9 protein-coding genes are annotated in these 13109 nt (G+C 38.3%); 7 read left to right on the top strand and 2 right to left on the bottom strand.

What is annotated here, in order from left to right:
- Positions 1–39 precede the first annotated feature (39 nt).
- From FFJ24_RS24275 to FFJ24_RS24250, 6 genes are all read left to right on the top strand, one after another.
- The gene (locus FFJ24_RS24275) at positions 40–1224 is read left to right on the top strand and encodes a hypothetical protein (protein WP_138819676.1); all 1185 of its coding nucleotides are present in this window, start codon (positions 40–42) and stop codon (positions 1222–1224) included.
- 413 nt (positions 1225–1637) lie between these two features.
- Positions 1638–1865 (top strand): FeoB-associated Cys-rich membrane protein, encoded by a 228-nt coding sequence (locus FFJ24_RS24270; RefSeq protein ID WP_371716933.1) that lies wholly within the window; start codon positions 1638–1640, stop codon positions 1863–1865.
- A 12-nt stretch (positions 1866–1877) separates the two neighbouring features.
- Positions 1878–2465 (top strand): Crp/Fnr family transcriptional regulator, encoded by a 588-nt coding sequence (locus FFJ24_RS24265; RefSeq protein ID WP_138819675.1) that lies wholly within the window; start codon positions 1878–1880, stop codon positions 2463–2465.
- 218 nt (positions 2466–2683) lie between these two features.
- Positions 2684–3214, top strand: a complete 531-nt coding sequence (locus FFJ24_RS24260; protein ID WP_138819674.1) for a YceI family protein — start codon at positions 2684–2686, stop codon at positions 3212–3214.
- Positions 3215–3285: 71 nt separating this feature from the next.
- Positions 3286–4155: a pirin family protein gene (locus tag FFJ24_RS24255; protein WP_138819673.1), complete on the top strand. Its 870-nt coding sequence runs from the start codon at positions 3286–3288 to the stop codon at positions 4153–4155.
- Between the two features lie 1239 nt (positions 4156–5394).
- Complete coding sequence (locus tag FFJ24_RS24250) at positions 5395–8799, top strand: glycosyltransferase (RefSeq protein ID WP_138819672.1); 3405 nt, start codon at positions 5395–5397, stop codon at positions 8797–8799.
- 154 nt (positions 8800–8953) lie between these two features.
- Here the strand turns inward: FFJ24_RS24250 and ispF are convergent, their stop codons facing one another.
- The gene (gene ispF, locus FFJ24_RS24245) at positions 8954–9430 is read right to left on the bottom strand and encodes a 2-C-methyl-D-erythritol 2,4-cyclodiphosphate synthase (protein ID WP_138819671.1); all 477 of its coding nucleotides are present in this window, start codon (positions 9428–9430) and stop codon (positions 8954–8956) included.
- A gap of 21 nt (positions 9431–9451) precedes the next feature.
- Positions 9452–10639 carry a type IX secretion system outer membrane channel protein PorV gene (porV, locus tag FFJ24_RS24240; RefSeq protein WP_138819670.1) on the bottom strand — a complete coding sequence of 396 codons (1188 nt, stop codon included), beginning with the start codon at positions 10637–10639 and terminating at the stop codon, positions 9452–9454.
- A 660-nt stretch (positions 10640–11299) separates the two neighbouring features.
- On the opposite strand from porV, the gene FFJ24_RS24235 reads away from it, so the two are divergent.
- Positions 11300–12976 (top strand): SUMF1/EgtB/PvdO family nonheme iron enzyme, encoded by a 1677-nt coding sequence (locus FFJ24_RS24235; RefSeq protein ID WP_138819669.1) that lies wholly within the window; start codon positions 11300–11302, stop codon positions 12974–12976.
- Positions 12977–13109 lie beyond the last annotated feature (133 nt).

The following is a 13109-nucleotide window of genomic DNA, read 5'->3' as shown; positions in this document are numbered from 1 at the left end:
AATGACGGATTCGGCAACAGAAATCAAACACAAAAACCTATGATACCTGCTCAACGCCAAAAATACAACCAGCAGTTTACCGAAGAGAAGTTTCAAAACTTCCTTACCGAATTGGAAAATGGCTATCCCTCAATTCCTTTCCGGGTTGCAGAAACACCTGTTTTTGTTCCGAAAGCTTTAAAAGAAAAATTAATTGCAGCAGGAGAAGAAATTATAAACCTGATTAAGCAACCCAATTTTAAAGCACTTACGCAAAAGGCAATCCCTTCAGACTGGAATGTACCTAATGAAAATGAGCAGCCACACTTTTTAACCTTTGATTTCGGTATTTGTAAAGATAAAAATGGAGAACTCACTCCTATGTTGATCGAAATGCAGGGTTTCCCCTCGTTATATGGTTTTCAGCATCACTTGGCAAAAACTTTTAAAACGAATTTCGATATAGATCCTTCCGTAAATTATTTTTTAAACGGCTTTAACGAAGAAAAATACATTAAACTACTTAAAGAAGTTATTATTGGCTCCCACCAGCCAGAAGAAGTGGCCCTGATGGATGTAGATGCGCCTAATCAAAAAACAGCCATTGATTTTTTTGTAACCCAAAAAATGCTGGGTATTAAAATTTTGGCACTGGAAAACATTAAAAAAGCAGGCAAATTCCTCTTTTACGAAGAAAATGGCAAAAAGATCCAGTTGAAAAGAATTTATAACCGTCTGATATTCGACGAAGTGGCAAATAACACCGGGATCTTTAAAAACAGTTTCGATCCACGTGAAGAAATCGATGTGGAGTGGGTAACGCACCCCAACTGGTTCTATCGCATCAGCAAGTACACCATGCCATTTCTAAAAAGCGAATTTGTGCCTGAAACACGTTTTTTAAATGAGGTAAAAACGATTCCTGGTGATTTAGAAAACTATGTACTTAAGCCATTATTTTCTTTCGCAGGCATGGGTGTTATTATTGACGTAAGCAAAGCGGACATTACCAATATTAAAGATCCTGAAAACTGGATTCTGCAGCGGAAAGTAAACTATGAACCAGCCGTACAGGCGCCGGATGGTGGGGTAAAGGCCGAAATCAGGATGATGTATTTATGGCCTGACAATGGTGAGCCTCAACTTTGTATTAATCTGGCAAGGTTAAGCAAAGGAAAAATGATTGGTGTCCGTTACAATGCCGACTTTGATTGGGTTGGCGGTACTGTAGGTTTTATGGAATAGTTCTCCGCTCTAACCGCAAAGACCGCTAAGGGAAGACGCAAAGAACGCAAAGATCATTTTATTTAACCATCGAGCCTACGGAGAAAAGGCACAGAGGATCACAGAGAATGATCTTTCTTAAGCCAAGGTTCGTATCTCCACGAACATAAATAATTATTAACTCAATAATCATTCAGGCACAGAGACACGGATGGCACGAAAAACTATGCTAAATAATCCCAGTATAAAGATTTGCCAAAGAAAAAAGGATAGTACCAAGCTATACGATCCCTCCGTGTTTTCTGTGACTCCGCGGCAAAATATCTCAAAACCCGCTCTGTGAACTCCGTGTAAAAATCGGTTATCTCTGTGATAAAAAACGTATTCTACTTAACGTTTCTTTGCGAAATGCTTTGCGTATTTTGCGGTTAATTATGGATAGCAATCCGATATATTTACATTCACCTGAACACCAAAACACTAAAAGCCCTTATATTTGTACTATGGATATTCAAACGATTTTAGTCTTTTTACTTTTTGCGGTAGCATTGGTATATGTTGGCCGTTTGGTGTTTAAATCTTTACAGGCAAAAAAAGACGGATGTGGCGGTAATTGCAAATGTGGTGTAGATTTTTCCGATATTAAGCCCGTAAAAAAATAACATTCCACCTTTATGATTCATCAGTTTCAAAAATACTTACAGGAAAAAATAGAGATCACTGATGAACAGTTCGAAAGCATATCTTCTGTTTTGAAGATTAAAAAATTCGAGAAAAACGAAATAGTTCAATATACCGGCGATAATTTCAAACACGGATATTTTGTAGGCAAAGGATTGTTACGTGCCTATTCAATTGATGCAAAAGGTAAAGAACACATTCTTCAGTTCGCACCAGAAAACTGGTTGGTTTCCGACCGTAATAACATGAATAACGAACCCTCGATATTTTTTATTGATGCCATAGAAGCAACCGAAGCGGTGTTAATGCCCAACAATTTTATGGAAGAAGCGGCCAGGCAAGTACCATGCTTACAGCCGATGCAAATTAAGCTACTTAATAATTCGATCCGCTTTATGCAGAAAAGAATAAATATGTTATTGAGCGCAACGGCGGAAGAAAGATACCTCGATTTTATTAAACTTTACCCTAACCTTACGCTCCGCGTACCACAATGGATGATTGCATCTTATCTGGGTATTACACCCGAATCGCTAAGCCGCGTAAGAAAAGAACTTGCTAACAAACATTTCAGACCTTAGCTTTAATTAGTGAATGACTGAATTTTGAATGAGTGATTGGTATCGTCAAATCTAACCTTTCAACGTTTCAACCTTCTCGCATTCCATAATTCTCTCATTCCATCAACCTATCCTTCTCTCATTCAATTATTTCCCTTTCTTACCATACATCAATATGTAGTAAAACCCTGCGCTGTACTTTTGTGTTGTAAATATTAAACAGCTCAAAAACAAAAGATATGGCAACTACAAAATGGACATTAGATCCAACCCACAGCGAATTACAATTTAAAGTAAAACACTTAATGATTACTACAGTAACAGGTAGTTTAAAATCTTTCTCCGCAGAATTATTGTCTGATGGTGATGAATTTGAAAATGCAGAAATTTCTTTCAAAGGTGATATCGGTTCACTTGATACCGGAAATACTGACCGCGATAACCATTTAAAAGGTGGTGATTTTTTCGATGCTGAAAAATTTGCGCACATCGAATTTAAATCCAATTCAGTAGAAAAAGATGGGGGCGATTATATCGTTAAAGGTGATTTAACGATTAAAGGCGAAACTAAACCGGTAAAATTAACCGCAGAATTTGGTGGCATTGCTACCGATCCCTGGGGAAATACCAAAGCAGGTTTTACCTTAAGCGGAAAAATTAACCGCTCTGAATTCGGTTTAACATGGAATGCTGCGCTGGAAACTGGTGGCGTAATGGTAAGTGAAGAAGTTCGCATTTTAGGCGAATTACAGTTTGTGAAACAAGCATAGAGCAAAGGGAATTTAAGCATGGGGTTTTTACTCCATGCCCTATGCACCATGCCTTATTTAACTTGAAGGTAATGGAAACAAAACAAATAGAAAAAGTACTAAAAGCTCCGGCGCCGCACATGGTTGGCGATGGGTTTAGGGTACACAATTTTTTTCCAGGCGGATATCAAATCAATATGAGTCCTTTTTTCTTAATGGATTATGGCTCAAAGATCGAATTTTCTGCAAGGAAAGAACCACGGGGCGTTGGTATTCACCCCCATCGTGGCTTCGAAACAGTAACGATTGCCTATCATGGTGCGGTTGCACATCATGACAGTTCTGGAAACAGTGGAGTGATTTATCCGGGAGATGTACAATGGATGACTGCAGCGAGCGGTGTATTACATAAAGAATATCATGAAACCAACTACAGCTTAGCCGGAGGTCCCTTTCAAATGATTCAGCTTTGGGTTAATCTACCTGCAAAGGATAAAATGGGTAAACCCGGCTATCAGGCCATTAAACAGGCCGATATGGCTCTTTTTGAACTTCCGGAGAATGGAGGAAAAATTGAAATTATAGCAGGTAATTATAAAGGCATAAAGGGCAATGCAAACACTTTTAGCCCCATAGAAATGTATAATGCCCGACTAAATAAAGGTGGCGAAGTTACCTTTAACTTTCCTGAAAATTTTAATACCGGATTTATGGTGATTGAAGGCTCGATTAAAATAAACGGATCGGAAACCGCAATAGCAGATAATTTTGTCCACTTCAGTAACAAAGGTACAGAGATTAAGATCGAAGCTTTAGAAAACAGTGTAATTTTAGTTTTAAGCGGAGAACCAATCGACGAGCCGGTTGCTCAGTATGGCCCCTTTTTAATGAATACTGAAGCCGAAATCCATCAGGCCATTGAAGATTATAACCAAGGCAGGTTTGGCTACTTAGAAGAGTAAACGGAAAATCATGCTGATCCGATAGTTATCGGATTGGTTTCAGCATCCATCATACTGAATAGATAAAATTAGCCGGCATTTTTGTAATTGTCGGCTTTTTTCGACTTTATATTACAACAGAGTCCAATCATTGCGTTATGATAAGCTACATTCCTCCACAAGCACAGAACTGTTCATTTCCAAAAAGCCTCTTATCCAATTGGCCCGGGAAGTTATATGGCGCTAATTAAATTATTTTCTGCGAAAATGGTTTTAGGAGCGCAAGGACTGTGCATGAACATCGTTTGTTCCTTTGCTATGCTTGTACGCTTCGGCCGTCGTACCTCCAAGCCTGCAGGGTACCGCTCGCCAAGGGCTAAATTGGTTGGGCCTCCGGTAAGGAAAACCCCTCATAGCAGCAAGAACAGGAATCATCTAAACCCGATAGTACGAATGCCGATTTTTCTATCGGCAGTAGGGATAGCGGGGCTGCAGTCCTCCATAAAGCACAGAAGTGTTCATTTACAAAAAACCTTTTATCCATTTGGCGCGGGAAGTTATATGGCGCTAATTAAATTGTTTTCTGTAAAAATAGTTTTAGGAGCGCAAGTACCGTGCAAGAAACATCGTTTATTCCTTTGCTATGCTTGTACGCTTCGGCCGTCGTACCTCCAAGCCTGCAGGGTACCGCTCGCCAAGGGCTAAATTGGTTGGGCCTCCGGTAAGGAAAACCCCTCATAGCAGCAAGAACAGGAGTTATCTAAACCCGATAGTACGAATGCCGATTTTTCTATCGGCAGTAGGGATAGCGGGGCTGCAGTCCTCTATAAAGCACAGAAGGTATTCATTTCCAAAAAACCTTTTATCCATTTGGCGCGGGAAGTTATATGGCGCTAATTAAATTGTTTTCTGTAAAAATGATTTTAGGAGCGCAAGTACCGTGCAAGAAACATCGTTTATTCCTTTGCTATGCTTGTACGCTTCGGCCGTCGTACCTCCAAGCCTGCAGGATACCGCTCGCCAAGGGCTAAATTAGTTAGGGCTTCTGTCAACGAAAACTCTTCAAAGTGGCCATACCCGGAATAATTAAAATCCTAAATCTATTAATGATAAAGAGGATCCAAAAATTCATTCTTCAATCAATAAAATAGTATCTTAGAGTAGAACTAACGATCTAATTTCACGGCGCTTTAATTTAAAATCATTCATTCAATCTTCATATTCGTTAGTGACATTTGATCAATAAATCAGAAAAGAAAAATGTCCGGAAAACAAATATTTCAGACTGAAACTAAAAGGCGCTGGCACGCATTTACATGGGTAAGCCGTACGTTTTTTTTAGTCTTCATTGTCGCAATCATCTGCGTAGCCTACACACTGTCTTCAGTACAGTCGCCCAGTTTGCCTTTTATAAACACGAATGCACCATTAACACAAAAACAGTTAGAGAAGTTAAAAAAATCGCAACGGTATAAAGATTTCACTATAGAAAAATCTAAGCTGCAAAAGATCAAAAAAGATCGTGAACACCGCATTTTAACTCATCGTGGCAATAACAAGCGCATCAACATGGCCTTTTACGTAAGTTGGGCAGCAAGTAAAGAATCGTCAATATCAGATTTAAAACGCAACATCAGCCATTTGGATATGGTGGCTACAGAATCGTTCTTTTTAAATGGTGATTCAATTGTAGATAAGGCAGATACTGCGGCCTTAAAAGTAATACACGCTGGCAAAAAATCGGCTCTTGCAGTGGTTTCAAATTATAATAAAGACCATTGGGATGGTGCAGCAGTAAGAAGGTTATTAAATGATCAACCCGCTCAGCAAAAATTGATCTACGATCTGATAGCGATCACCAAAAAGTATGGTTATAGTGGAATCAACATAGATTTTGAAGAACTCAACCTTCAAAACAACGATAGCTTTAACGCTTTTATGAAGAATCTATATACTCAGTTTCACGCAAAAAAACTGATTGTTTCTCAGGATATTTCACCCGAAAATGACGATTATAAGCCAGAAATCCTTCAAAAATATAATGATTACCTCGTATTAATGGCTTATGATCAGCATACCGAACAAAGTAACGCAGGCGATATTTCCCATCAGGAATGGGTAGAAGAAAAGCTTGATGACATTTGCAATAAAGTTGATGCCAGCAAAGTAATCCTTGCCTTAGCTTGTTACGGTTATGATTGGCCAAAAAATAGCATTGGACAACCCGTTACTTACGAGCAGGCTATGACAATAGCGGTTAATTATAAAAGCAAAATAAACTACAATCCTGCTTCTGCCAATTTAAACTACACTTACAACGATGGCAGTGGAATTAAACATGAAGTTTACTTTACTGATGCGGCCACTTATTTTAACTTAATCCGCAAAGCGGATGACTGGGATATTGCTGGTATAGCCTTATGGCGTTTAGGCTCGGAAGATAAACGCTTATGGTCATTTATTTCTGATGATCTTAGCCTGGATACACTAAAGAAAAAGCCCTTCGATTTACGCAAAATTGCTTCGTTAAATATGGGCGGAATCTCCTATTTAGGTGATGGCGAAATACTGGATCTCATTTCCACTCCTACACCAGGCAGCGTAAAATTCACTTTAAATAAAGAAAATTTCTCCATTGCCGATCAAAAGTATACCAGACTTCCAGAACAATACGTAATTAAAAGGTTTGGAGAAGCCGACAAAAAAATTGCTTTAACTTTTGATGACGGCCCCGATCCTGTTTATACCCCACAGGTGTTGAATATTTTGAAACAGGAAAAAGTACCTGGCTGTTTCTTTGTGGTTGGCATTATGGCTGAAAAGAACATGGAATTGTTAAGGCAGGAATATAATGATGGTTACGAAATTGGAAACCATACCTTTTTTCATCCAGATATGTCTGCTATTGGCCCAAAGCGGGTAAAATTTGAACTGAATGCAACCCGTAGGTTAATTGAAGCCGTTACCGGACATAGCACAATCCTATTCCGTGCGCCATTTAATGCCGATGCCGAACCACAAAACATTTCTGAAATTTTACCCGTTGCACAAAGCCGCAAAGAGAATTACATCAATATCGGTGAATATATCGATCCCGAAGATTGGCAGCCGGGTAAAACTGCCGATCAGATTTTTAACGAGGTGGTAAAACAGCAAGACAACGGCAATATCCTTTTACTGCATGATGCCGGCGGAAACCGTGAAGCTACCGTTGCAGCCTTACCCCGCATTATAAAATTCTTTAAAGCAAAGGGCTATACTTTCACCACGGTAGGCGATTTAATGGGCAAAAAGAGATCAGAACTCATGCCTGCAGTAAAATCTACCGCAAACAGTGGCTTTTCAGGCTCTGGTGATTACTTTTTCATCAATTTCTTTTACTACGGAAACATGATTTTAAACATTATATTTTCTGTTGCAATTGTACTTGCGATCTTAAGGACCATATTTATCGCTTATTTAGCCATCAGACAGCGAAAAAGAGCAAAACGCAATGTGAGTAAATTAATACAGCATCCTGCAGAAAAGGTAAGCATTATCATTCCGGCTTACAATGAAGAAGTTACTGCAGTTCAAACCATTAATAGTCTTTTAAAAACCACCTACCCTGATTTTGAATTAATTTTTGTTGATGATGGTTCAAAAGATAAAACCTTTGATATCATTAATAAACACTTTGGCAATCACCCTTTGGTAAAGGTTTTCCGTAAAGAAAATGGAGGCAAGGCATCTGCATTAAATTATGGTATATCAAAAGCTGCTTCTGAATTTGTAGTCTGTATAGATGCCGATACGCAACTAAAAGAAGATGCGGTTACCGAACTGATGCGCTATTTCTATAACGATAAAATAGCAGCCGTAGCCGGAACTGTGAAAGTTGGAAATACCAACAACATCATTACTAAATGGCAATCGATCGAATACATCACAGCTCAAAATATGGATAGAAGAGCCTTCGATTTATTAAATACAATTACTGTTGTGCCTGGGGCAATAGGTGCCTTTAGAAAAAATGTGATTCTTGAAGTCGGTGGTTTTACTATTGATACCCTTGCTGAAGATTGTGATCTAACCATGCGCATTTTAAGGGCAGGTTACAAAGTTAAAAACTGTGATAGTGCAATTGCCTATACAGAAGCACCAGAGACAGTAAATATGCTGCTAAAACAACGTTTCCGCTGGAGTTTTGGGGTAATGCAAAGTTTTTGGAAAAACAGAAAAACATTGCTTAACAAGAAGTATGGCTATTTTGGAATGGTAGGGATGCCAAATATCCTGATCTATCAGATTATTTTGCCATTATTTTCTCCACTTGCCGATCTTTTTATGCTTATTTCTTTAATCAGCGGTCTCTTCTCTCTAAGCGCCATTAATAATTTAACGCTAACCGGATTTTCAGGAATTTTAAGTCTTCATAATGGTTTTGGCCAGGTACTCTTCTATTACATTATCTTCATCTTTGTTGATATGATCTTTGCTGCAATTGCTTTCCGGATGGAGAAAGAAAAGTACACCAATTTACTTTACATTTTCCCTCAGCGTTTTTTCTGGAGACAATTAATGTATGTTGTACTCTTCCGTTCTTTCAGGAAAGCAATAAAAGGCGAACTGGAAACCTGGGGTACAATAAAAAGAACAGGAAATGTTAAGGAGCAGATAGCCTAGTACAATCCGGTCCTTTAAAAGAAGTCAGGTTTTAATAGCCAATGTGTTATAAAAAACTTGACTTCCTTGGCTACCATCTCATCCATAATAATAACATCATTATTAATGGAAAGATATTTAACCAAACTCCTGTACTCTCTAAAAACAGAAGTTTTTACTTTTCGATTAAGCAAACCGCATAAGAAACAACGCCCTCTTCTCTACCGATAAAGCCCATTTGCTCGTTGGTGGTTGCCTTTATTGAAATATCTTCGGTAGAAATTCCAATGGCATCAGCAATGTTTTGTTGCATGGCCGGAATATGTGGATTAATTTTTGGCGCTTCTAAACAAAGCATGGCATCAATATTCCCAATATGCCATCCTTTTTCAGCCAGTAATTTAACGGTTTCTTTCAGCAGGATTAAGCTACTAATGCCTTTCCATCTGTCATCTGTATTTTTAAAATGAAAACCGATATCACGTAAATTGGCGGCCCCTAAAAGTGCGTCGCAAATGGCATGAAGTAAAACATCAGCATCCGAATGTCCAAAAGCACCCTTGTGATGATCTAATGTAACACCACCAACAACAAAAGGATGCTGATCTTTTAATTGATGCACATCAAATCCGAAACCTACTCTAATTTTCATGTTTATTTGCTTTAATCTTTTTTATCTTTTGCTTTTACTTTCGCCAAAGTTAAACAATAGACCAAAACGTAAGGTATTTGCAAGTGGACTAGTCTGTGCATTTGCAATTAAATAAGAGAAATCGATATTAAATACGTTGTATTTTAGGCCAAGGCCCAAGGTAAAATAGCGACTATCGCCTTTCATTGGGCTCTGATAGTTGTAGCCTGCCCTAACCGCAAATTGTTGATTGTACCAATATTCAAGACCTGTTGAGATTCCAACTTCCTTGAGTTCTTCGCTAAAACCACCTGGTGCGTCACTAAATGAACCAAAAATTCCGGCGGGTACCGAACGGTTCGGATCTTTTCCGCTTACAATGTTATTGTTCGAATCGTATATAGGTTGAGTTGGTACCAGCAATTTGTTAAAATCAAGCGCAAAGGTTAAAGTGCTGAAATCGTCTACAGTAAATGTCGATGCACCTCCGATTTTAAAATTTGTAGGTAAAAAGAAGTTCTCTCCCCCATCAGAATAGCTCATTTTTGTTCCGATATTGGAAATATTAGCACCAGCCGAAAGAATAGCCTGTTTACCAAATAATGTTGTGGTTGTTTTGTACAAACCTGAAACATCAACTGCTACTGCATTTCCACTGCGTACCTGTCCTGAAGATGAAAACTGACCGGAAGCTAAATTTGAATAAATATATCTTAATGACGTTCCCAGTGAAAACTCTTTACCAAAATTACGGGCAAAAGAAACATCAAAAGCCAATTCATTAGGATTGGAGATCCCAAGATCCTGTTGGTTAATGTCTGTAAGCTGGATGGAGCCTAGAGAAAAATACCTTAAAGATGCGCCAATGGTATTGCGGTCGTCCAATTTATAAAAACCACTTAAATAAGCAAGATTAATATCAGGCACAAGGCTTTTTAACCATGGGCTATATGACACTGAAAAACCATAAGGTTTGTCTAAAAAAGCAAGTTTAGAAGCATTAATACTGGCCGAATTTACATCTCCCGCAACAGCCACACCGGCATCGCCCATTGCGCCTGCACGGGCATCGGGTGTAATAAGCAGAAATGGAACTGCTGTTACAATGTTGTTTGCCTCGCTACCATTCGTTTGGGTATTGCCTATGGTTACCTGGGCATTTGTTTTACCAAACACCAAGGCCATTGAGAGTGCAGAAAAAGCAAGTTTACTGATGTACTTGAAATTCATCCTTTAAAGGTACGTAATTTTAGATCTTGGTATTTAGCAATAACTGGAGAATACATCAGTAACGTAAAACCAAAACTTATATTTCACCAAATTACGAATTCTATGATTATTTACTAATTAAACCTACGATTTTTACATATGGGTGTTACTGCAAAACTGTAAGGACAAAGTTATTAACCATTTAATAAAACAATTTAATCCATATTTTTCCAGATTTTATATCTTTATGTATTGATTTACCCGATTTAATCGTGACTAAGCAATACACCAAATGGATAATTTATTGATCATCATTATCAAAATATTAGTGTATTATACTAACTTCCCGATTATTATAACCTTAATCGAACCTCGTGTAAATAGGCTAATTTTCTCTCCAGTTTTACTCAAATTATAAAGTTGTAAATTTCACATGTAAACATATTTTATTTGCTACTAAAACAATCTACAATTTTAGTTTAAAAATTTTATCTCGCTTATTTATAATTATTTAGCAAGAATTTCGTTTAAAAGAAAAGCAGACGCCATATTAAAAAAATGATACGTTAAGGCTCAAAAATATAATCAATATTTTATTCTCATATTATTTATATATTCATTTATAATTGTTTAATTTTATGGCTTGAATCCCTACAAGGACGATATTCCACCATGTACTATATGAAAAAACTATTACTATATTCTTTTACTTGTTTATCATTAGCCGCCTTGCTTTCGGGTTGCAGTTCAAAAAGCGGGAGTTCTAGCAAAACAGGCATTCCTTATGCCGATAGGAAAAGCAAAAACAACCAGTCTGGTGCTTTTGCGGTGGCTACCCAATATAAAAGGGCACCAGGGCCTGGCTTAATTCCAATTGAAGGCGGAGTTTTAGTTGTGGGTGGTAGTGCTATCGAAGTACCGGGAGTTGAGCCAAGTATTTACAACTATAAAAGACAGGTTACCGTTCCATCATTTTATATGGATGAAACAGAAGTCTCAAATACCGATTGGCTGGAATATTTACACTGGATCAGATATAACTTCCCTGAAGACCGCGAATTTTATTACAATGAACTTCCTGATACATTGGTTTGGCGCCAGGCTTTATCATACAACGAACCTTATGTAGATAACTATTTAAGACACCCTGCTTACCGTGATTACCCTGTAGTAGGTGTTTCATGGGAGCAAGCTTCCCGCTATTGCGAATGGAGAACATCCAGGGCAAACGAGTTTATCTTACGCGAAAAAGGAATCTTAACTGATTATAGAACATTAGCTGGGAACGGAAGAGGGAATACTGCTACTATGGCAGCTACACCTAGGCCTGATAAGCCATATAACGATGCAGCATACCAAAACGGCCAATATAATGACATAGGTAAAAATGCACCTATTGATTATAATACCAAATCCGGCGCAGCAACATCAACTGCAGGAGGAACAACAGCAACAACCGGAGGCAGAAACAATCAACCTAGAAGAACTGCTACATTAGAAGATGGTGTAATCATGCAACCTTACCGTTTACCAACAGAAGCCGAATGGGAATATGCAGCTTTAGGTTTAATTGGTAACACCGAATATGAAAACATTAACCAGAATAAAATCTATCCCTGGAATGGTTTAGGCGTGAGTTCAGCCAAAAAGAAAACCAGAGGTATGATTCAGGCCAACTTTAAAAGAGCACCTGGAGATTACATGGGGGTTGGCGGTTCATTGAATGATAAGGGAGATTTAACTGTTCCGGTGATTCAGTACGCACCAAACGATTTTGGTTTATATAACATGGCCGGTAATGTTAATGAATGGGTTAACGATGTTTACAGAACAGCTACATTTACTGATGCTGATGCATTTAACCCTTATCGCGGTAACTATTTCACAAACAAGAAATTAGAAGACTCACAAAGTGGAAAAATTGCATTAGATAAATATGGTAATCCGATTAAGGAAAACGCTTATGCTGGAAGAAAACAAACCTGGGCTGAAAAACAGGCACAGGCGAAGCGTTCTGATTCGATTTCTAAATCAACTGATCCACAATCGCCAGTAGCATCTGGCACTTATCAAGCCGATCAAAGAGGGTATCGCGATAGACAAAACACTTTACTAAATGAAGAAGGTGTAACGCTTGTAAACGATAAATCCAGAGTTTATAAAGGTGGCTCCTGGAATGACATGGCTTATTGGTTAAACCCGGCAACACGTCGTTTTATGCAACAAGATGAATCATCTGCTGAAGTGGGTTTCCGTTGCGCAATGACCATGCTTGGTGCTCCAGAAATTAGTACCGCAGGCAAAAGAAGTTTTAAAAACCCTCCACAAAAGCCTTACCGGGTAAGTAGAGGTAAATAATAAAAAAGTCCCGACATGAAATCGGGACTTTTTTTGTGGTTTTATATTTTGTTAGATAATTTAAGTTTGAAGGATTCAAAGAAAAATCGTCACCTCGACTAAAACGCAGTGGAATGGAGAGATCTATCTAGAA

Source organism: Pedobacter sp. KBS0701 (genome assembly GCF_005938645.2).
In the GTDB taxonomy this organism is placed as follows: Bacteria; Bacteroidota; Bacteroidia; order Sphingobacteriales; family Sphingobacteriaceae; genus Pedobacter.
This window is presented reverse-complemented; position numbering and strand designations above follow the sequence as displayed.